Annotated in this window: 15 protein-coding genes; 1 reads left to right on the plus strand and 14 read right to left on the minus strand. The window is 51.4% G+C overall.

The features are described from left to right. Positions 1-889: 889 nt before the first annotated feature. The 12 genes from TX85_RS15395 to TX85_RS26825 form a co-directional block, all read right to left on the minus strand. Positions 890-3,634, minus strand: coding sequence for an alpha-mannosidase (locus TX85_RS15395; RefSeq protein WP_044480406.1), 2,745 nt, complete (start codon positions 3,632-3,634; stop codon positions 890-892). A gap of 136 nt (positions 3,635-3,770) precedes the next feature. Beyond that, positions 3,771-4,766, minus strand: coding sequence for a glycoside hydrolase family 130 protein (locus TX85_RS15400; RefSeq protein WP_044480407.1), 996 nt, complete (start codon positions 4,764-4,766; stop codon positions 3,771-3,773). 214 nt (positions 4,767-4,980) lie between these two features. Next, positions 4,981-6,300: a glycoside hydrolase family 125 protein gene (locus TX85_RS15405; protein WP_044480408.1), complete on the minus strand. Its 1,320-nt coding sequence runs from the start codon at positions 6,298-6,300 to the stop codon at positions 4,981-4,983. Between the two features lie 44 nt (positions 6,301-6,344). Continuing rightward, entirely contained in the window at positions 6,345-9,458 is a 3,114-nt protein-coding gene (locus TX85_RS15410) for an alpha-mannosidase (protein ID WP_044480409.1), read from the minus strand. A 6-nt stretch (positions 9,459-9,464) separates the two neighbouring features. Then, positions 9,465-11,699: a glycoside hydrolase family 3 N-terminal domain-containing protein gene (locus TX85_RS15415; RefSeq protein WP_187375171.1), complete on the minus strand. Its 2,235-nt coding sequence runs from the start codon at positions 11,697-11,699 to the stop codon at positions 9,465-9,467. Between the two features lie 75 nt (positions 11,700-11,774). Then, the gene (locus TX85_RS15420) at positions 11,775-12,692 is read right to left on the minus strand and encodes a carbohydrate ABC transporter permease (protein ID WP_044480411.1); all 918 of its coding nucleotides are present in this window, start codon (positions 12,690-12,692) and stop codon (positions 11,775-11,777) included. 24 nt (positions 12,693-12,716) lie between these two features. Further along, positions 12,717-13,646, minus strand: coding sequence for an ABC transporter permease (locus TX85_RS15425; protein ID WP_101781173.1), 930 nt, complete (start codon positions 13,644-13,646; stop codon positions 12,717-12,719). Between the two features lie 81 nt (positions 13,647-13,727). Continuing rightward, positions 13,728-15,224, minus strand: coding sequence for an ABC transporter substrate-binding protein (locus TX85_RS15430; RefSeq protein ID WP_044480412.1), 1,497 nt, complete (start codon positions 15,222-15,224; stop codon positions 13,728-13,730). A 143-nt stretch (positions 15,225-15,367) separates the two neighbouring features. Next, complete coding sequence (locus TX85_RS15435) at positions 15,368-16,894, minus strand: response regulator transcription factor (RefSeq protein WP_044480413.1); 1,527 nt, start codon at positions 16,892-16,894, stop codon at positions 15,368-15,370. Next, positions 16,887-18,722 carry a sensor histidine kinase gene (locus TX85_RS15440; protein ID WP_044480415.1) on the minus strand — a complete coding sequence of 612 codons (1,836 nt, stop codon included), beginning with the start codon at positions 18,720-18,722 and terminating at the stop codon, positions 16,887-16,889. Before TX85_RS15440 ends, TX85_RS15435 begins: the two co-directional genes overlap by 8 nt. A 132-nt stretch (positions 18,723-18,854) precedes the next feature. Then, the gene (locus TX85_RS15445) at positions 18,855-19,730 is read right to left on the minus strand and encodes an AraC family transcriptional regulator (RefSeq protein WP_044480416.1); all 876 of its coding nucleotides are present in this window, start codon (positions 19,728-19,730) and stop codon (positions 18,855-18,857) included. Continuing rightward, complete coding sequence (locus TX85_RS26825) at positions 19,718-19,870, minus strand: hypothetical protein (protein WP_158297336.1); 153 nt, start codon at positions 19,868-19,870, stop codon at positions 19,718-19,720. Before TX85_RS26825 ends, TX85_RS15445 begins: the two co-directional genes overlap by 13 nt. Positions 19,871-20,137: 267 nt before the next feature. Between TX85_RS26825 and TX85_RS15450 the strand changes: the two genes are divergently transcribed. Continuing rightward, the gene (locus tag TX85_RS15450) at positions 20,138-20,767 is read left to right on the plus strand and encodes a YfbR-like 5'-deoxynucleotidase (RefSeq protein ID WP_044480417.1); all 630 of its coding nucleotides are present in this window, start codon (positions 20,138-20,140) and stop codon (positions 20,765-20,767) included. Positions 20,768-20,899: 132 nt separating this feature from the next. Here the strand turns inward: TX85_RS15450 and TX85_RS15455 are convergent, their stop codons facing one another. Next, positions 20,900-21,100 (minus strand): hypothetical protein, encoded by a 201-nt coding sequence (locus TX85_RS15455; RefSeq protein ID WP_158297337.1) that lies wholly within the window; start codon positions 21,098-21,100, stop codon positions 20,900-20,902. A 148-nt stretch (positions 21,101-21,248) separates the two neighbouring features. Then, a partial coding sequence (locus TX85_RS27605) for a xylulokinase (RefSeq protein ID WP_233500765.1) occupies positions 21,249-22,235 on the minus strand: 987 nt, incomplete at its 5' end.

Below are 22,235 nucleotides of genomic sequence, written 5' to 3' on the forward strand. Positions count from 1 at the left end.
GGGCAACGTGTGAAGTGTGCTTACGATCGCTGTTATTCGTAGGTTTCTCTGATTGAACTGAGATATTATAAGGCTGAAATCCACTCACAAAGGCGAACGCTTTCGAAGTGAGGGTGTCCCAAAAGTACACTTTGGAACACCCACAAGTATTAATAAAAGCCAAGGAGCTAAGCGGTCTATCTTCGCTTAATTCCTTGGCTTTTGGCGCCCGCCGCTGATTTTTTGAGTAGATTGTGGTCAAGAGAAAGCACCCGACCTCAAGGCTTACTTTGGATAAGCCTCGAGGCAGGAACCTTCGATAATGAATTGATGCTCAGTGCCGACCTGGACAGTATAGCCTGGCTTTAGTTGACCGTTTCGCATGTGGTCTTCTTTCATTCGCACAAAGGCAGCGTCATGATCCGTTTTGCTGTAGCTGTTTCTCTTCCCTAAAATCGCTGTCGGACATTTTAAACATGCTGACGGACATTCAAGACTCTTAGCGGACTAGTTCTCATAATTCGAAGGGATAACGGACATTTCGGGCGCTTAGGACGCTCAAACGACTCTGGTTCACTCGATTCTACTCTCTAAGCAGCCAAAATGTCCGTTACAATTCTGGCTCATCCAAAGGCGGATTGTAAGGAGACGTAATGTCCGTTAGACCAAGTCCTTCCTTCCCTTAGATCAAATGTACCGCATTGCCTATATTGGTAAACAGAGTTGATCCATGCTATATCGAATGTGCAAAGAAACCGTCTCCTTTGGGTTTATGGTTGGGTGGTACCTCCATTTTCCCAGAGAGCGGTTTCCTTTTGCTTAACGAAATGAAAGAGGGCAAAAAAGCAAGAGACTTGCCCTTGGCAATCATGCCGGGATGGTCTCTTGCTTTTCCTTTTGTCGTATCACATTATTTAGCGGCTCCGTTAATGCCGAGTGTAACAATTTCACAACTGCCGACTGGCAGGGACAGACCGCCGATTGCATTGACTGTCAGCGGCTTGCCCGGTTCCTCCAGAATGGTTGTCTTGTAGATATGATCCGAAGGGATCTCCAGCTTCAGGCTGAGCTCTGTGCCTTGAGGGCACATATTGTACCAGCGAAGCAGAAGGTCTCCGGTCTCTTCATTCATCTTCATCGAGGAGAAGGCAAGCTCAGCACTTTCCCAGTGCAATGGCGAGTAGTTCGGAGCAACCTTTCCTTCATGAACATCCGTCTGGCACACCGTCCAAGGAATCTGGAACTGATAAGCCTCCGTATAAGCACCCAGTGCTCCGCGCTCGCCGCCGCTGTATGGAATAACTTCCATTTGGAAGGTATGCTCGCCAAGGCATTGCGCCTCCGGCGTCGGGAACAATCCCCAGTCTCCAAGCTCGCCTACTGCACGCAGAAGAGTGACAGCAATCGTGTTGCGTCCGTCACGCAGAACCTCGTATTCATTCAAGCCGAGGTTGGCGACAACCAGCCCTTCTTTTCCGTCGCCAACTTCAACGAAGGCTTGCTGGTGCTGCGTATTGCTCGGATTCTCCCATTCCGGCGCCGGCTTGTTGTCGCGCTCAGCGATTTCAAACATCGAGTCCACACGGTGCTGGGAGGCTTGGAGATCCGTAGGGAACAGCATGCGTACCCGATGATCCTTCGCTTGATTGTTCAGCTTGGTTTCAATTTGCAATCCCTTGCCGTCTGCCTCCAGCGACAATACCGTTACGATCTCCATCGGAACGAGCGTCTTGCTGCGCTGTGCCTTGCGATTCGGATAATAAACCAGCTCGCGCTGCTCTTGATCCAGCAATTCATCCGCAGAAGCCGGGATGAGCCATTGATGAGCTATTTTCACAGATGCACGGTATGGCTTGTCATCCAGCACTGTAATGTCTGCAGGCAGGCCCTTGGTTGTCAGCGGGGACTCCCCTTCCGGCTGTCTGTACATATATTCATTACCGATATCCCCGGTGTTCTCATAAACCCCAAGATCCCGGTAGACCCGGCCTGAGATCTTGTCTGTCAGTACAAACGATCCGTCTTCGGAAATTTCCACCTTCAGCGAAGCATTCTCAAGCGTTCGGTTACCGGTCAGCAATGTTGAAGCAGCTGATGCCGAACTCTTCGCACTGCGTACCCAGGCATATGCCCGCAAGCCCAATGCCGGAACATCCGCCGCGCGGAAGGTAATCCGAACCTTGCGGCACATATAAGGCTGACGGAACCGGTCATCCGGCAGATCATAACCGAACAGTAAACCGAGGTCTTCTACCGTGCAATCAACGACATTGCCTTGCTCATCTACCAGTACCCGGCCGCTCAGATCCGTCTCTTTCATGCGGCGGGCGGTTTCTTCCAGGGTAAAGCCCTCGCGCAGGTACAATCTTGCTGCATCCAGCTCCACTGTAATCACGCCGCTGCGTGTCCAACCGGTTGTGTTGAAGGCAAGTACCGGAAGCGGGTCCTCCCCATAAGCGGCAAATCCGGAAGTATCAACAGCATCCGCGATAACGGTCTTGCTGTCGTCGATAATTGTCTCCGCCACATCCTTGCTCTTGGCGAATCGCGTAACCATCTCGCGATGCACCTCATCCACGCTGCAGCCGCAAATGCTGTCATGAGGATGGTTCTGCATCAGGGTCTTCCACGCATAGGTGAACAGATGATGCGGGTACTTCTTGCCCAACAGATGCGCCATCGATGCTAGCGGCTCCGCTACCTTCTCCAGCACCGCCTGGCCTTCCTGGTTCATCTGCTTCAAGTAAACCCGTGCCGAGGCGGTATTCACCAGGGTTCCCCAGCCATCCGTTCTTTGGCTGCGCAGCTCTCCTTGTACCGTAGACAAGGTTTTGCCTTCGGATGCCTGTTCCAGCGCCTTTAAGTAATCTGGCAGATTGGAATGGATGAACTCGGTATCCGGATACAGCTTCTCCGCCATAGCAATCGCCTCAGGCAGATCCAGCTGGATCGGCTGATGATCGCACCCGTTCATGTACAGCAGCTCACCAGTCGACGCATATTTCTCCGCATCAGCCAGCTTCCGGTCCCAGTAAGCTCTCGCCGCCTCTTCTTCAACCGGTACTTCATTCCCGTTGGAATACCAGTTCGCGAATAGAATGCCCAATACCTTCGAACCATCCGGGCCTTCCCAGATCAACTCGGAGAAGGAGGATTCATAGCCCCCGTCCGCTACGGTATTATTGAAGCCCGTAGGCTTTACGCCGCGTCCAAAGAAGGCGTTGCCGATGCCGGATTGCTGCATCAATTGCGGAGTCTGTCCAACCAGCCCGAACGTATCCGGGAAATAACCGATTTTTGCCGGCTCACCATAGCGTTTGGCGTCCTGATGCCCGATTTGCATATTACGTACATTGGCTTCACCGCTCGTCAAGAAGGCATCCTGTAAGATATACCATGGACCGATTAGAATCCGTCCGTCCCGGATGTGCTTCTCCAGACGCTCCTTGTTCTCCGGACGAACCTGGAAATAGTCCTCCAGAATAATGGTCTGTCCGTCGAGGTAAAAGCTCTTGAACTCTCCGCCCTGATCCAGCTTGTCCAGCAGGGCATCCACCAATGCGATCAGCCGGACATGGTGCTTCTCATATGGCAAATACCATTCCCGGTCCCAGTGTGTATGGGAAATAATATGTGCTCTTCTCTTTTTGGTCATGTCTACGCCTCCCACCCTTTGATTAGTATGCAAATTGTCTTTTTTGCGCTCACAAATACACCTGATCACGCAGGGAGAAGCCGCCCTCTTCCTCCGGATGAAGCAAGACAGCGGCTCCTCTAAAGTCCGGACAGGCTTATGCCTCTTCCAGCGGGAACTTCTCCATATATTCGATCAATTCATCTGCAGTTGTGAAGGCAATGCCTGTCACTGTATCTGCACAGCCGTAATAAATAGCGATACGGCCTGTATCGGCATCAGTCAATGCCGCGCAAGGGAACGTTACGTTCGGTACGTCGCCTACGCACTCATACAGCTCTTGAGGCCCGAGGATATAGTTCCGCGAACGTCCCAATACCTTCCAAGGCTGATCCTTGTCCAGCAGGGCAACACCCATGCGGTATACAAAGCCATTGCATGTATTAATAACCCCATGATAAATCAACAGCCAGCCTTTATCCGTTTCGATCGGAACGGGTCCCGGTCCGATTTTCTTGGACTGCCATGCCGAAGCATCGCCATTGATGGTTCCCATCACATAGCGGTGTTTGCCCCAGAATGTCAGGTCAGGGCTCTCGCTGTAGAAAATGTCGCCGAACGGAGTATGCCCGGTGTCGCTCGGACGGCTGACCATCGCGTAGTTACCCCCGATTTTGCGCGGAAACAGCACGCCGTTACGGTTGTACGGAAGGAACGCATTTTCGAGCTGATGGAAGGTCTTGAAATCGGTCGTATACGCCAGGCCGATCGTTGGGCCATGGTAGCCGTTACACCAGGTAATGTAATAACGGTCCCCGATTTGGCACACCCGAGGGTCATAACGATACTCCCTCTTGGTGATATACTCGTCGCCTTCGAACTGGATGGGCTCATGATTGATTTCCCAATTGATGCCATCCTTACTGAAGCCTGCAAAAATATCCATGCTGACCGATTTGGAATCACAGCGGAACACCCCTGCAAAGCCGTCTCCAAACGGAATAACCGCGGAATTGAACACACTGTTCGAGTTCGGAATCGCATCCCGCGGGATGATTGGGTTGGCGGAATAGCGCCAAACCGGCGAGTTGGTGCCTGCCGGCTTCTCTTGCCAAGGAATATTTGGCAGTGCGTTACCAATAATTTTAGCCATGTTCATATCTCCTTTTTTTAGAGGTAGTTCAAAAAGTCATCTTTTGATCACGAAGCAGTTCATGGAGCGGTTTCGACATCGAATCTTGAATTCAGCCGGTCCTTCCGTTGCTCACGTAGGGTTTCCCTACGCTCCGCTACTCAGGCCTCGTCTTCATCCAAGCTTCTCGGTGCTGAAAAGCTGACTTTTTGAACATTTATTTTAAGCAAAATACTTACAAAATGCCGTCCTTCATCGCCCGATAGACGAGTTGGGAGAACAGACTGTTAGACCAGGCGAACCATTTGCGGGTGAAGACGGTTGGATCGTCGGCATGGAAGCCTTCATGCATAAAGCCCGTATCCGCATCCGTCGCTTCCAGCATCGAGATCATTTCCAGCTTTTCTTCCGCTGTCGTCGCCGTAATTCCCTGCATCGACAAAGCCATATGCCAGATATAATCCTTCGGTGTATGCGGACTGCCGATTCCCTTGGCTGCTTTACCTTCAAAATAGAACGGGTTCTCCTTGCTCAGTGCAAAGCGTCTGGAGTTCTGGTAAATCGGATCATCCGCTGTGACATAGCCGAGGTAAGGAATCGACATAATTCCTGGCGTTCCTGCATCGTCCATCAGGCAATAGTTGCCGAAGCCATCTGTCTCGTAGGCATAGATCGGTCCGAATTCCGGATGGCGATAAATACCGTACAGCTTGATCCCGTGATCCACTTCCAGCTCGAGCTGCTTCAGCTCCTCCATGAATTCCAGGTCACGGAATACCCATTCCGCAAATTCCTGCATTTGACGCAGGGTCACTACGGCAAACATATTTCCAGGGATGTTGTAATGGAAATCGCAAGCATCGTCGCTGGAACGGAAGCCGGACCAGATCATCCCGGTATAGTTCACCGGCATGCCGAGTCCCTGGTTCTGCAGCGAGTCCTCCGGAATGCCATTGTTCCGCATGAAGCGGTATGGCGATTGCTCGGCATGATGCTGCTCAGTCCGGAACACATCATAGATCGTGCGCATCGCTGCCTTGAAGCCGGCATCGAAAATATCGGCGCGTCCTGTCTCCTTCCAGTACGTATAAGCAAGACGAACAACAAAACACAAGGAATCGATCTCGAATTTGCGTTCCCACACCCAAGGCGACATGTCCGTCTTGTCTACGGCGTTCCAGTGCCAATCATTAGAGGTTTCATTGAATGCATTCGCATATGGATCGATCTGCACGTACTGAATATGGCGCTTGATCAAGCCTGCTATAATACGCTGCAAATCCGCATCTTCCTTGGCAAGCGGCACATAATGAATGACCTGCTCCACGGAGTCGCGCAGCCAAGAGGCCGGGATATCCCCCGTGATGACGAAGGTCGTGCCATCCTCCATCAGCTTGGTCGTGGTCTCCAGTGTGTTCGGGAAGCAGTTCTTGAACAGCTTGAGCAGCTTAGGGCGATGGGCCAGCTTCTCCTCTGCTTCGGACAGAACGGATTGAACGGCTGCCGGCAACTCCAATGCCGGCATATCTATCTTAGGAAGTCTGAATTGTTCCATGCAGGTTCCACTCCTTTAATCCATAGTTTCCGCTTTTCTTAGTATTACAAATAAATTTTCACCGTCTTGATCTCAAACGGAGCAAAGCTCAGCTCTATACGGCCTTCTGTCGTCGACAGTCCTTCCCCGTCCTCTTCCAATGCATTGGACAGACAAGCTTGCTTCAGACCTGGCCAGCTCAGAGAAACCTGCTCGCGTCCGCCAGCGGATTCATACAAGCGAACAATCACAGCGTCTCCGTCTTCTGCCGGCTTGACCGTATCCAGTACAACATGCTCGCCGGTAAAATCAATTAAAGTTGCTGCAGAAGGTAATTCGCCTTCATGGGGCTCGGCTGCCAGGACAACCGGCGTGTGATTCAGCTCCGCCGCCGCACGCAGTGTATGGGCCGTCTGCCAGTCCCCTTGGTGCGGATACAGCGAATACGTAAACTCATGCTCGCCCAGATCGGCGCTGATATCCGGCCATTTCGGCGCACGCAACAGGGACAGACGCATCGTGCTGCCTTGAATATCGTAGCCGTATTTGCAATCGTTCAGCAGGCTAACGCCATATCCCCGTTCGGAGACATCCGCAAAGCGGTGTCCGCATACTTCGAATTGCGCTTGCTCCCAGCTGGTATTGCGATGCGTCGGACGCTCCAGAGCACCAAATGGAATCTCATATGTCGCTTTATCCGTGACAACGTCTACCGGGAATCCGACCTTCAACAGCTTATGGGACTCGTTCCAGCTTACCTTCGTATGGAAATCGATCCGCCGGTCATGATGATACAGAATCATATCCTGAACGATCTCTGACTGCCCCAGACGATAGCGGAATCGCAGCACGTCTTGAACAGGTCCTTTTGCTGCCACTGCACTTTCTATCAGCTTCACATCGCCAGCCGGCTGCTGCTCGTAGCGAGGATCAATATCCCAGGCATCCCACAGCGTCGGACGGTCATGATAGAAATGGAATCGGTTGGCCGCTTCGCCGGCTTTCACAATCTCACGCCGGGCGGTCTTATCCCACAAGCTGACGATTTCGCCGCGCTCGTTGAACTTCAGGCGGTAATAGGAAGTCTCCCATTCCCCCTTTAGCTCCTGCTCCGCCGCTGCTGTCGCAGCTGTCGAAGATGCTCCTGCAGGCTCCTCTTTACGCAGCCAGACCGTTTTGTAGCCGAGAGCAGGCACGCCAGGCACACGCAGTCTAGCCGTTACATCCCCATCGAGATCTGAACGTACTTCGTATGGAAGACGTACTCCCTGCTCATCATATACAGCCAAGCCGCTTTCGGAGGATAATTCACGCAGGGATACGATCATATCCCGGGACCAGCCCAGGCTGTTAAAGATGATATAAGGCTTGCCTTCGCCTGCTGTCGATACTTGGGCTGCCAGTGCTTCCAGACCATGTTGCAGACCGATATTTCCCTTTTCGAAAACCTCCGTATATTCCTTGGTGGAAGTTTCATAGGCTTCCGTAATCGCGGAGCCAGGGATAATGTCATGGAACTGATTGAGCAGAATCAGCTTCCAGCCGTCATGCAGCGAGTCCCGAGCCTCGATTTGACGCTCTCCAGGCATGGACGGAGCTGCCAGCGTGTTCCAGACCTCGGCTTCACGGTACAGAATTTCCGCCTTCCGGTTGCTGCGCTTGTTGCGTCCGTGCGTGGTATACGTGCCGCGATGCAGCTCGAGATACAGATCACCGTGCCAGGCGGGAAGCTTCGGCTTAGCGGCTTCAATGCCGGCGAAGAATGCTGCGGCTGTACTGTATTCGCTGCCCGGCTGGCCCACCATCAGATCGGCCCGGTCAATGTATTCCAGCATTTCGCGCGTAACTCCGCCGCCGCCGTCTCCATGCCCGTATAACAGCATCTGCTCCGGATGAACAGCCTTCTCGCGGAAGGACTGCCAGTGCTCGTGCACATCCTTGGGCAGCGTATTTTCGTTAACGCCATGGTTCAAGTAGGACAGCATCGGCGTTCCGTCAATGCCTACCCAATGGAACAGGTCGTAAGGGAATACGTTGGTGTCATTCCAGCCCAGCTTTGTGGTCATGAAATAACGGATGCCCCCGTGCTGCAAAATTTGCGGCAGCGAAGCGCAGTAACCAAACGTATCCGGCAGCCATTCGATATCCGAGGTCAGCCCGAATTCCTCCCGGTAGAAGCGTTGTCCATACAGCATTTGCCGCATCAACGATTCTCCGCTCGGCAAGTTCAGATCCGGCTCGACCCACATTCCACCGACCAGTTCCCAGCGTCCTTCCTTGATTCTCTCCTTCACTCGTTCATACAGCTCGGGATCGTTATCCTTCAGATAGGCAAATAGCTGCGGTTGACTCTGCGCATACCGGTACTGCGGATATTCCTTCATCAGGGCATCCACGGTTGAAAAGGTCCGGCTAGCCTTACGCACTGTTTCCCGAATCGGCCATAACCAGGCGATATCAATATGGGATTGACCCACCATATGAATCAGGCCCTCGGCATTGCCGCCAATTTCCTTCACCCGGGCCGACAGCCGCTGTTCAATCCCGGTTAGCGAGCTGCCTTCGCGGATCGCCGCCTCGTCGAGCGCAACAAATTCATCCATAGCGGTGTACAGCGCCTCGATCAGGCGCGTACGGCGGAAATCTTGCTCAGGCAGCAGAACTGCCGAATCGCGAATCACCGTCGCCGTGTACATCAAGCTCTGTACCGCCCGATTGACGAGCACAAGCTGGCTGTCAACCCGCGTGATCGGAGGCTGAATGACAGCCTGTTTATTCAATGGGTCAACCGGCTCCGGAATCGGGTCATACAGCTCGATCTCCAGCTCCAGGGATTGCCCTGGCTCTGCTGTGTTCAAGGTAACAAAGGTATGATTGCGGTCCAAGCCCTGTGCCGATTTGCCGTTGATGCGCAGCAGCCCTTCTCCGCCCGAGGCGAAGACCAGTCCGACATGGCCGGCCTGCCATGGTTCCGGAATGTCCAGCTTCGTCCGGAAGAAGTAGGTTGTGCCCTGTGTACTTGGAAATCTATCCAGTGTTCCGTCCTCGAGATACGGCTTCTCCTCCGTATACTTGCCTGGAATCAGGTAAGTATTGGCGGTAATCTTCCAATCAAGGCTGCGTTGCTCCAGCCACTGAGCCTCTGTCAGCTCCCGGATAAAACGTCTGATCCGTTCCATATAATATTAGTCCTCCCGCACAATAAAATTGGCGCTCAGTAATTCATTCACATGTTTGCCGACATGCACTTGGAACTCTCCAGGCTCGACCACCGGCTCGTAGTTCGCTCCGATGTATTGCAGTTGTTCCGGCCCTACGGTAAACTCAACCGTCTGGGTTTCGCCCGGCTGTAAAAATACCTTACGGAAGCCTTTCAGCTCTTTGCCCGGCCGAGTAACTGTGCTCGCGACATCCGTCACGTACAGTTGAACCACTTCGGCCCCTGCGCGTTGCCCTGTGTTCTTCACTTCAACCCGCACCTGAACCTCTTCATTCTTATGGATGCTGTCTGAAGAGACACTTAGCTTGTCGTAAGTAAACTCCGTATAGCTGAGTCCGAAGCCGAAAGGATATCTTGGCTGCGAGTCCGCTTCCAGATAGCGTTTGCCGCGCGAGCGCTTGCCGTTGTAGTACACCGGAAGCTGTCCAACATGCTTCGGAATGGAAACGGTCAAGCGTCCGGACGGGTTCACATCACCGAACAAAATATCCGCCACGGCATGGCCGCCCTCTTGGCCCGGGTACCAGGCCTCCAGGATCGCATCCGCATGCTCATCGATCCAAGGCTCGGCGATTGGCCGGCCATTGATATAGACGACAACCAACGGTTTGCCCAGCTTATGAATCTCCTGAATCAGTTCCAGCTGAACTCCCGACAGTGACAGCGACAAGCGGTCAATACCTTCGCCGCAGTCCATATCACTCTCGGAGTTGCCGGTTACTTTGGAAGCGCCTGTCTTGAGATCAATACTGCCCTCACCGAAATCCCGGGCACTGGAGCCGCCAACGACCATAACTACCGTATCTGCCTGCTCTGCTGTAGATAAAGCAAATTCAAAGCCTTCCCGGGAATCGCCCTTGATCCGGCAACCCGGCGCATACAGCACTTGCTCAGGCGTATCAGCCAGCTTGGTGCGGATGCCTCCAAGCACCGTCGTCACCTTGTCCCGTGGCTGTGGCGACGTGTAGTCTCCAAGCTGATTATAACCCACGTCGGCATTGGGGCCAATCACAGCGATCTTGCCGGCGCCCGGCGCCAGCGGCAATACCCCTTCATTTTTCAGCAGAACAATACCTTCCCCGGCCAGCTTGCGGGCCAGCTCCACATGCTCTGCACTGCCGATCACCTGCTCGGCCCGATCTGGGTCAGCATAAGGCGACTCAAACAGACCCAGGCGGAATTTCAGCGTCAGAACGCGGCGTACCGCGCGGTCCAGCACTTCCTCTTCCAATTGGCCTGCATGGACAGCCTTGACAAGATGCTTGCCGAACATTTCACCGGACATTTCCATATCGATTCCTGCCCGGATAGCCTGAACGGCCGCGTCACGGCCATCGGCCGCTACATCGTGCCCGGAAGCCAGCATATCAATGGCACCGCAATCGGTGATGACCATGCCGTCAAAGCCCCAATCGTTACGCAATACATCCTCAAGCAGTTCCTGGTTGGTCGTACAAGGTACGCCGTCAATTTCGTTATACGCCGGCATGATCGAAGCCGCTCCTGCCTCTACCGCCTTGCGGAATGGCAAAAGATCCACCTCGAGCAGTTCCCGGCGCCCCATATGCACCGGACCGGCATTTCTGCCGCCCTCGGAGCTTCCGTAGCCGACAAAGTGCTTCAATGTCGCGGCTACGCTATCCTCTCCGTCCAGCTTCTCGCCCTGAAGACCCTCTACGGATGCCACGGCCATTTCACTAATCAGATGCGCATCCTCGCCGAAGCATTCCTCGGTCCGTCCCCAGCGGGGATCGCGAACCACATCAAGCACCGGAGAGTAGGTTACCGCTCCGCCCTGGCTGCGTGTCTCGCGGCCAACAGCACGGCACATTTCACGGTACAAATCTACGTTCCAGGTACTGCCCAGCGAGAGGGGAACCGGAAAGACGGTCGCACCAATGGCCATGTGACCATGCGAGCATTCTTCTCCGATCAGGATCGGAATGCCCAGCCGCGAATTCTCGATCGCGTAGCGTTGAATCGTGTTGACCGCTTCGGCTCCCTCACGCGGCGAGAGGCCGCTTTCCAGCGTGACCCCTGTCCAGGGATCGGCGCGCAGCACACCGTATAGCGAACCAACACCCGCTTGCTCAATTTGCTTTTTAAAAGCTTCGGTAAGACGAATTTCTCCGTTTATATGTTCATAGGTCTGCCAACCGAACGGTTGAACCAGCTGGCCGGCCTTTTCTTCCAAAGTCATTAGTCCAAGCAAATGCTCTACTCGTTCCGGAATCGGTTTTGTCCTGTCCTTGTAGATCAACGTCCTCGCTCCTTTTTATTCTTTAACTGCACCTACCGTCAGACCTTGCACGAAGTAGCGTTGGAAGAACGGGTAGGCGAAAATAATCGGCAGTGTTGCAAGCACGACCATCGCCATCCGCGAGGTATCCTGCGGAATAGATTGCAGCGCGGTCAAGCTGAGCGAGCTGTTTTGCGAGTTTTGCTGAATAAAGGCAATGCTTGATTCGATACGCATCAGCATCGACTGCAGCGGTACAAGGTTTGGCACATCGATGTACAGCAAGGCATTAAACCAGTCGTTCCAATATCCGAGGGTACTGAACAGACCGATCGTGGCTAACCCAGGGAGCGACAACGGAAGCACGATGCGCAAGAAGATATAGAAATCTCCCGCTCCATCAATCCGCGCCGATTCAATGACCGCCTCAGGGACGCTGGTACTGTAGAACGTCCGTAAAATCATAATATAGAATGCATTCATAGCCAGCGGCAAAATCAGAGCCCACACCGTATTTTTAAGCCCCATAAGCTGGGAGACTACCATATAGGTTGGGATCATACCGCCGTTGAACAGCATGGTTACGATCGCAAACACCGAGAAAAAGCGCCGGTACCGGAAGCTGTTCCGTGAAATGGCGTAAGCGTACAAGGAAATCATAATCAAACTGATAACTGTTCCGACCAAGGTGACAAAAATGGTCACTCCATAGGAGCGAAGCAGCATATCGCCGCTCTGGAACACATACCGGTAAGCTTCCAAGCTCCATTGAGCCGGAAGGATACGGTAACCATCCGTTGCCAGCGTCTTCTCATCGGTTAACGAGATGATCACGACGAACAGGAACGGAAACACACACAGAAATGCAAATATACCTGCAATCAGGTTCAGCACAACGTTCCAACCTGTACCTACCTGATGAAAGTCCTTATTTCTTCTAATTACTCCCGCCATTGTCTGACACTCCTTTCAGCTGTTTTAGAATAGGGCACTGTCTTTATCGATTTTACGTACAACATAGTTGGAGACCATGACGAGGGCAAAGCCGACTACCGATTGATAAAGGCCGGCTGCCGTACTCATGCCGATTTCCCCGGATGTCTTCAGACCACGGTATACATAAGTATCGATAACGTTTGTAACGGCATACAGCGGACCGGAATCTCTTGGTACTTGATAGAACAGACCGAAATCGGCGTAGAAGATCTTCCCTACCGCCAGCAAGGTCATAATGATAATAATCGGGGACAGCATTGGAATCGTAATATTTTTCACTTGCTGCCATTTGTTGGCGCCGTCAATCATTGCTGCTTCATAAAGCGATTTGTCGATACCCATAATGGATGCAAGGTACACGACGCTGTTGTAGCCAATGGATTTCCACAAGCTTACAAAAATCAAAATATAGGGCCAGTATTTCGCTTCGGAATACCATTGAATCGGATCTCCGCCAAACCAGCTGATAATTTGGTTGAACATCCCGCGATCCATGCTCAGGAAGCTGAACGCAAAATAGCCGACAATAACCCATGACAGGAAATACGGCAGAAACATACCGGTTTGATAAACCTTCGCCAATCTTTTGTTCACAAGCTCGGATAACAGTACGGCCATGGCTACCGACAGCACCAATCCGATAAAGATAAATGCAATGTTATAGAGCAACGTGTTTCGTGTAATTAAAAGCGCGTCATTTGTACTGAACAAAAACTTGAAGTTGTCCCAGCCAACCCATTCACTCTTTGCAAGGCTAGCCCAGAACCCTTCTCTGCTGAAGCGGTACTGTTTGAAGGCAGCGATGGTCCCTACTAGAGGCATGTAAGAAAAGAAGAAAAACCAAAGCGCGCCGGGCAACACCATGAAGAGCATGACTTTGTTTTTGAGCAGATTTCTAAAAAATGCGGCCACCTTATTCCCCTCCTGTCAAAAAATAATGAAAAAGGATCGGGCGATGTTATCACCCGCCCGATCCCGAAACTTCTTTAATTATTACTTGTTGTTCGCAGCTCTCCAGGCATCGAGCTGGGTTTGGGCCTCAGCAATTACCTTGTCAAGACCTGCTTCTTTGAACTTTTCAATCGCTTTAGGCAAGAACTCATCAGGTTCTACAGTACCTGTCATCAGGGAAGACCAGTATTGTTCCTTCACGTTCTGTATAGCCGCCATTTCCGAAGCAACTTTCGTGCTGTCAAAGTTGAAGCTCAGAATCGGCGAGTCAACGCCAGCAGCGTTAAAGGTTTTGAATTGCTCCCATTTATCATCAGGATCGTTAGCATTCAGGTAAAGGAGCATGTTGTTACCCAAGGAGTACGAAGGCATATCGTAGTTCTTCGACTCAGGCAGATTTTCATAGTGCGTCTCATCCGTCTTGTTGTAGTGAACGCCTTCGATACCGGAGTCAACCATGTTGCGCAATACCGGATCGGTGTTCAGCAAGTTCAGGAATTCCATCGCTTTTTCCGGATATTCGGAGTTAGCGGAGATTGCCATGATCGAACCTTGTACCGATGTGTTCGTGATGATTGCATCACTCGCTGGTGTGGAAACAACTGGGTAGCCATAGCTTTGGGACCAGAGGTTATCCGCAGACGGTTGAGTTTGCGCACGGTCCATGAACCACATCGAAGAAGTCATCAGGTCACTGGTGGAGCCGGTAGTTGCAGCTTCAGGAGCAATGTAACCTGCTTTGTAGTACTTACGCATCAAATTCAGAGCGTCTTTCATTTCTTGGGTTTCAAGGATGTTGACGATTTTATAATCTGTTGTATCCAGCTTTACAGCCATCGGCAGATTTTGAACTACATAGTCGTAAGGGACATAAGGAACGTAGTTCTTATCCATAGCGAACGCTGTGATCGTTGGCTCATTTTCCTTGATGGTCTTCAACAGCGGCTCAATGCTTTCCAAGGAGCGGACGTTCGAGATGTCCAGGTTGTATTTATCAAGGAATTGCTTGTTAAAGCGCCATACTTCTTGTTGTGGCAGCTCTTTGTTAGCAGGAATACCATAGTTATGTCCATCAACCTTGGATCCTTCGAGGAAGGCAGGGTCGATCGTGTTCTTCAGATCTTGTCCATATTGCTCTAACAGATCATCGAGAACCATGAAGGCTCCCTTTCTTGCATTTTGTACATAGTCAAAGCCGCCGGCGGAAGTGAAGATGATATCCATTGGCTCACCGGAAGCAACGTTTACTTGCATTTTTTGCTGGTAGTCGCCCCAGTCGACCATTTTCATAGTGATCGTTGCGTTAATTTTCTCTTTAGTATACTTGCTGACTTCCTCCATAACGCGATCCACATCTTTTTGCGGTGTCCCGATGGTGTACCAAATCAGGTTAACTGTCTTTTCCGAACTGCCGCCTGTCGACGTGCCCGTGTTACCTTCGGCAGCGTTGTTGTCCTTGCCGCCGCAAGCGCTCAATACGAGCACCAGAGCCATCAGAGTAGCGAGTACGAAAGAAAAGCTTCTTTTACTATTTCTCATGATGATCCTCCCTTTTAGATTGTTTCGTCTAACTTACAATTCAACCTTACCGAATGAAAGCCATTACAAAAAGAATACAAACTAAATAAATCGAGGTACAAATTAAAGAAAAAAAGCCTACAAGGTATGGAAGACCTATTTTGTTAGTGAAGCGCTTTAAAATCGGTCGGCGATATGCCCACGTATTTCCTGAATTGCTTGTAAAAATATCCAATTTCCCAATACCCCACATTTCGGGCGATCTCATGCACTTTATAGTTGGTCACCTTCAAAAGCTCCTTGGCTTTTTCAATACGATATTTGTTGATATACTCCGCGAATGTCCCCCCTGTCTCCTTCAGAAAAAGCTGTCCCAAATAAACGGGATGAATATGATAATGCGCTCCAAGCGTTTTAAGTGAAAGCTCCTCCGCATAGTGACTATGGATATAATTCAACACCTGATGGACAACCGGGCTTTTCACGTCTCTCATCAGTGAGTTGACCGTGATATTCGCCACTTCCTCCAGAATCTCTAGCAATCCGTCAAAGGACTGGCTGTTCTGGATTTGTCCGAGCGCTTGCCTGAAACTATCGGCCTCCTCGGTAAGCTTAATCTCTTGAAGCTCCATCTTGAAGCGAATAATCAATTCCATCGCAGCGCTCTGCAGATCGTCCGGGCGCACACCCTCCCCTTGCTTAAGCTGCTCAAAATCATCACGAATATTCTTCTTTAGCTCCTCTATATCTCCGGATAAAATCAGCTTGCTGTATTCCGCCCATGGCATAGAATGGCTGGAGAAGGCTATTCCCCGATTTCGTTCCAATTGTCCGTATTCGATAAACAGCCGTTCTGGATAGACGATATAGTATTCCAGCGCTCGTTTGGCCTCTTTATAACTAATCGAGGCTGCTTCCGAGACGGGTTCGACACGGCCCACTCCAATATGAACCGGACGACTCATGACAGACAGTTCCATTGACAGGTCCTCTACCAAGCGAATAAAGGCTTTTCTCCCATCCTCTTGACCGGACAAGGAAGCAATGAGAACCAGATCTCCATCCACATCCCGGCAAAGGGTGGACTGTTCGTCCCGGGTCTCCAGAAACCCGGCTACCCGCTCAAACAAGACGGACAGGCTTGCTTTTGTCCTCAGGACGCAGACAGCAAAATACGGAACTCGGAGCTTCAGGTCCAGCAACCCTGCACGCTCGGCGAATTCCGGCGCTGCGATCTGACCGTTCAGCCAACGGTACAGTGTATTATCCTTAAGAATCTGGACGTCATAATCATCGTACTGCTCCTTCGGTTGAATCCGGTCCAGCTTTTGCACGGTATTGCGGAGGGTGGACTCAAGCTCCTCCACATTGATCGGCTTCAACAGATAGTTCTCAATGCCCAGGCGCATGCCTTCTTTGAGGTAGTCAAATTCGTTGAATCCGCTTAAGATGACAACCTTCATTTCTGTATGGAGCTTGCGCACCTCAGAAATCAGGCTCAATCCATCCATAACCGGCATCGAGATATCGGTGATCAGCAAATCGGCTGGCGTGGTCTTTAACGCCTCCAATGCCTGCTGTCCGTTCCCCGCGTGCCCTACAATTTCAAGGCCAAACAAGGGCCAGTCCACAATATCGTACAGCCCTTCAACAATAAAAGGCTCGTCGTCTACAATGAATACTTTATACATCCTGAGCCTCAGCCTCCATTTCTTCCCGAACCGGGTAGCGTACGATAACGATAGTTCCACTCTCCGGCGAACTCTCAATTTCAATTCCGTACTCCGGTCCGTACAAGAAGCGCAAGCGGCTATGGACACTTCTCAGACCAAACATGCGGCCGGTCTCTTCCTCCCGTTCCAGCTCCTCCCGGATCTCGGCCAATTGGTCAGGCTCAATGCCCTTTCCGTTATCTTGCACCACTACCGTCAAAATATCCCCGTCCTCCTGCACCTGAATCGTTAACCGATTGTCATAGCGATCCGTCCGGATTCCATGAACAATGTAATTCTCAACGATCGGCTGCAAGGATAGCTTCACTACCGATTGCCCGTATAATTCCGGCGCAGCCTGAATCTCGTATTCAAAGCGGTCCTTGTAGCGAATCCGGAACAGCTCCAAATAGAGTCGGCAAGCCTCCAATTCATCCTTAAGGGTGTAGACTCTCTTTTGCTGCACCAGGCTTTTGAATAAGACAGATAGACTGTAGATCATCTCCGCAACATCCTTGGCCCCTTGAGAAACCGCACGCATTCGAATGACCTCCAATGTATTGTAAAGGAAATGCGGATTGATCCGGGCCTGCAAAGCGACAAGCTCTGTCTGCTGCTGCTTGATTTCCGCTTTGAATACCCGGTCGATATACTCATTGAGCTCTTCCAGCATATCGTTAAAGCTTTTGGAAATCTGGCCAAGCTCATCGTCTCTTGTATCCGCAATCCGGGTTGTGAAGTCCCCGTCACGAACCTTTCGGGTAAAGCGAATGATGTTATACATTCTTTTTGCAAAATTGCTGATAAAAAGCGCGGGAATCAAAATGGCAAACAAAATACAGACGGAGCTGATCAGAAGGATCGTATTCCGCAGTCCTTGATAGGTTTTGGCCAATTCCTTTTTCGGCACAGTACTTAATACCGTGAATCCGCCCTGGCTATGGGTTATCTTGGTCGCAATCAAGTCGTCCCCCAGTTCATCATTGTCATACACGGTGTTAAGCTCCTCGAAATAGGGATATTTCTTTCCTTGATAAAAGCCCGTGGAGTCAAACAGCACGCTTCCGTCCTGTGACAAAACAAGAATCGAGCCTTTGAGATCCTCTTTATATAGCGCCAGGCTGTTCCACACCTTATCCGTATCGTAATAGACCACCAATTGGCCTATATTTTTGAGCGTTAGGGTATTGTTCACCGGAAAACGTACCGAGTAGGTCGAGGTATTCGTCGTCTCAATAGCTCGGCTGACCCAAATATTAGATGGTCCTACCCCGGGGCCTTCCTGCTGATACATCACTTCCGGGATATAAGAGCGAGCTAGGTTGGTCGGGATGATCTTGAACTGCTGCATGTAGTTGTAAAACACATAAAGCTGATACTGATCCACACTGTATAGCATGAGACTGCGGATATCCGGATCATCATCCACCTTGCCTCGGAAGAACGTAACCATATCAGACGAGGAAATACCGTTATCCGTGTAAAATCGCTCCAGGCGATAGTTCACATAGTCCTGGTACGGATGCTCCAGGAAGTAAGACATATTCACAGCCAGCACATCATCACGATAGACCTCGCGCACCGTGGACTGAATAGAATCATACTTTCCGCTAAAATAGTTGCTGACCCTCTCGACCGCTCCTTTCTGGATGTCGAGTTGCCTTTGCACGGCAGATTCGGACATCACCTTGAACATCAGATAGGAAAAGGTAATGATCGTAACGATCGTGATCACCGAGAAGAACAGGATAATCCTCATAAACAAGTTGTTCTTGAAATAATTACGGTAAATGTATCGGATGTGCATATCTTTCCTCCTTGGAAGCCTTGTCTCAATTATAGCATTGCCTCTCAAAGAGTTCATGGCACTCCCTTTTGTTGCACGTCTATAAATATCGAACAGCCGGCCTGCCCCGTGAAGAGCAGCCGGCTGACGTTGTTAACTTTTCTTGATTACAGGAATCCAGATCTCGCTTGTATAGTCGGGAACCGTTGTGTCCTTGCCTTCGTTCCAAAGCAATTCCGGCCCTCCCGTCAGTTCGTAGCCTGATGAAGGGAACCATTCTGAATAAATTCTTGCCCAGGTATCCTGCAAGGCTCTCGGGAATTCTCCTTTCGCAGTAAACACCGCCCAGGTGGAAGCTTCTACCGGGAGCACCTCCCAACGGTCAGGAACCGTTCCTGTTGTGGCGACCCCGATATATTGATCCAACTCTCCGCCTTCCTGACGTCCCTCCGTGAAATTAGCAGATACACATACGATGCCTCTAGGCTCCGTATTCGAGATCCGCTTTAATTCAGCATAATCCTCCATCGTCAAACGGGTCCACATCTCGTCGATCTGAGGATTCGTTCCCTCATAAATCAGCGTGATGCGTTCCATGATGCCTGCAATCTGAAAAGGTCCCTTTTCAACAATCCGATACTCCATGGGGTTACCTCCCTTAATCGTTAATTGAAAGGTCATGGGCGGAAAAGACTTCAGCCTGGAAGAACCCTTCCGGGCTTCTGACGGCGTAGTCCCGTGCCAGGCCTGAAATGCCCTGGTGAAGGAGTCCGGTGAATCATAGCCATATTTCAGGGCAAGTTCAATGACCTTTTCCGTCCGGTTAAGCAGATCCATGCCAGCCAATGTCAACCTGCGGTAACGGATATATTCGCCCAGACTCATCCCCGACAAGAAAGAGAACATTCTCCGGAAATGATATTCCGAGCAGCCTGCAATTCGAGCGACACCGCGCATATCGAGCTCCTCGTCCAGCAAACGCTCTTCAATATACTCCATGGCCTGATTCATTTGCTTCAGTGCTTCCATGCCCTCCAGCTCCTTTCCAGCGCCTCCCATAGCTCCAGTTCCGTTCTAGTGTTCACACAGGTCCAATCCATTCCAGTGCCTCCAAAGCTACGATCCATTTCCAGTGCTCTCGCGGCTCCAGTTCCTTTCCACTGCATCATAACATCCATTATTCGTGCTCCACCCGACATTCCCTCTACGGAATTTGCAGGATCGAAGACAAAAGTTACCTGCGCAGCCGGATGGAATCAGGCAATGGAGAGTTTATATTCGTATTAATTCGTATTTAAATAAAAGCGCATATTCTTATTAAATATTGGATGTTAATCGTCCATTAACAAATCACATTCATACTTAACCTAAGCCGCACAAATTCATACTTCATCTCAGCCACGCAAATTATCAAGGGTACAGAAAGGGATTCACATATGGGAATTCACACCTACTTCTATTCATTAAACGACTTGGAGCGGATCATTCGCTGCCCTGGCCGATTCAAGCTTCAGGAGCACAGTGTATCTGCGCATTCCTGGAAGGTTGTTCAATACGCTAAGACCTTGGCCGATATCGAGGAAAGCCACGGGGTAACGGTGGACTGGAAAAAGTTATACGAAATTACCAGCAGCCATGATTATGGCGAAATTTTTATCGGGGATATCAAGACCCCTGTAAAGCATTATTCGCTGGAGCTTAGAGCCATGCTGCAGCAGGTTGAGGAGGGCATGGTCGCTCACTTCATCGACGAGCATATTCCGGAGGAATTCCAGGCCATCTTCCGCAGACAATTGCGGGAAGGAAAAGACGACTCCGTGGAGGGGCGTATCCTGGAGGTAGCCGACAAGATGGATCAGATCTACGAGGCCTTTGCAGAACTGCAGTTAGGCAACACGGAAAAAGAATTCATCACCATGTACCGGAATGCGCTTATCAAGATCAAAGGCATCAAGCTGCACTGTGTAGATTACTTTCTGCAGCATATTCTTCCCGATATCGTCCGAGAGGGTTCCCGCTCCCCGGTCGACATCGAGAAAATCACCAACGAAGCGTTATCGTCTTGATGCTCGGAAAAAGTTGCTGTTTATTAAGCCCACAAAGCTGTCCAACACGTTCCCAAATTAAAAAGTCGGGCGAGAAAAGTGGCGATCCCCATCTTACAATCAGGGGTCAGTCCCAGGTTTCTCGTCCAACTTTTATTGTTCCCTCGCTTTTGGCTTTCTGCGATTAATGCCTTTCTGCACTATAATCGCTGCATGAGCACCCACACCTGGAATTATAGTGCCTTTCTGCACTATAATCATCGCACGAGCACCCACGCCTGCAATTTTAATGACTTTCTGCACTATAATCGCTGCATGAGCACCCACGCCTGCAATTTTAATGACTTTCTGCACTATAATCGCTGCATGAGCACCCACACCTGGAATTATAGTGACTTTCTGCACTTATTTCCGAAGCGAACGATGTGGCTTTGGTGAAGAAGGAGGACCCTCCCCTGCTCATCTGCAAGCATTCTTGGGTCCCAACATTCTGCTATGCGGATTAGCCGCGGAACTCTTGCAGCCCTTCATTCAGCGAACGGGTAGCCGCATACACTTGCTGATAAAGCTTGAACAGGCGGCTATAGGTTTCAACATTGGCCGGTACCGGCTCATAGGTTTGCGCATAGCCGATAAATTGATCGGCGCAATCCTTGAGGCTGGCGAACCATCCGCTGCCGACCGCTGCCATCATCGCTGCGCCCATCGCCGGGCCTTGTTCGTTCTTTAGCGAGACGACCGGAATGCCGAAAATATCGGCTTGCATTTGCAGCCAGACCGGATTCTTCGCACCGCCGCCGATGGAGATCACCCGATCCACCTCGATGCCCGCCTCGCGGAACAAGGCAAGGGATTCAGCCAGCGAGAAGGTGATGCCCTCCATCACGGCGCGGGCCAGATGCTCCCGGCGATGCGTGCCGGACAGCCCGATGAAGCTGCCGCGAATGACGCTGTCTGCATGAGGCGTGCGCTCGCCGACCAGGTATGGCGTGAACAGCAAGCCGTCCGCTCCAGGAGGTAGCGAGCCCACGGGTGCAAGCAGCTCATTGAAGCCAAGCTCCGGCGCCAGCGAATCCTTGAACCAGCTCAGGGAATAGCCTGCTGCCAGGGTAACCCCCATGGCATAGAAGGCTCCCGGATGAGCATGGTTGAAGAAGTGCACCTTGCCGCCGAAGTCCTTGCTCTTGTCCTCCTCGTAGGTGAGGACAACGCCCGATGTGCCGATGCTGCACAGCGCATCGCCCTTGCGGACAATGCCGGCGCCTACTGCGCCGCAGGCATTGTCCGCGCCGCCGCCGAACACCCGTGTGTTCGGCGAGAGGCCGCTCTGCTGCGCGAACTCCGGCAGCACCGTGCCGGTGTCCTCCGTGCTGCCGACGAGCGGCGGGCAAAACCCGGCCGGAAGTCCGAAGGCCGCGGTGATCTCTTCGCTCCACGCCCCTTCCGGCACATTCAAGAGCAGCGTGCCTGCGGCGTCGGAGATTTCCAT

The organism is Paenibacillus antibioticophila (assembly GCF_000455265.1).
In the GTDB taxonomy this organism is placed as follows: Bacteria; Bacillota; Bacilli; order Paenibacillales; family Paenibacillaceae; genus Fontibacillus; species Fontibacillus antibioticophila.

Bases quoted from the DNA above. Each gene is read 5' to 3' on its own strand.
- TX85_RS15435 (WP_044480413.1), bottom strand. From the start codon at position 16,894: ATGTATAAAGTATTCATTGTAGACGACGAGCCTTTTATTGTTGAAGGG.
- TX85_RS15450 (WP_044480417.1), top strand. From the start codon at position 20,138: ATGGGAATTCACACCTACTTCTATTCATTAAACGACTTGGAGCGGATC.
- TX85_RS15395 (WP_044480406.1), bottom strand. From the start codon at position 3,634: ATGACCAAAAAGAGAAGAGCACATATTATTTCCCATACACACTGGGAC.
- TX85_RS26825 (WP_158297336.1), bottom strand. From the start codon at position 19,870: ATGATGCAGTGGAAAGGAACTGGAGCCGCGAGAGCACTGGAAATGGAT.
- TX85_RS15445 (WP_044480416.1), bottom strand. From the start codon at position 19,730: ATGGAAGCACTGAAGCAAATGAATCAGGCCATGGAGTATATTGAAGAG.
- TX85_RS15410 (WP_044480409.1), bottom strand. From the start codon at position 9,458: ATGGAACGGATCAGACGTTTTATCCGGGAGCTGACAGAGGCTCAGTGG.
- TX85_RS15415 (WP_187375171.1), bottom strand. From the start codon at position 11,699: ATGACTTTGGAAGAAAAGGCCGGCCAGCTGGTTCAACCGTTCGGTTGG.
- TX85_RS15430 (WP_044480412.1), bottom strand. From the start codon at position 15,224: ATGAGAAATAGTAAAAGAAGCTTTTCTTTCGTACTCGCTACTCTGATG.
- TX85_RS15400 (WP_044480407.1), bottom strand. From the start codon at position 4,766: ATGGCTAAAATTATTGGTAACGCACTGCCAAATATTCCTTGGCAAGAG.
- TX85_RS15420 (WP_044480411.1), bottom strand. From the start codon at position 12,692: ATGGCGGGAGTAATTAGAAGAAATAAGGACTTTCATCAGGTAGGTACA.
- TX85_RS15405 (WP_044480408.1), bottom strand. From the start codon at position 6,300: ATGGAACAATTCAGACTTCCTAAGATAGATATGCCGGCATTGGAGTTG.
- TX85_RS15440 (WP_044480415.1), bottom strand. From the start codon at position 18,722: ATGCACATCCGATACATTTACCGTAATTATTTCAAGAACAACTTGTTT.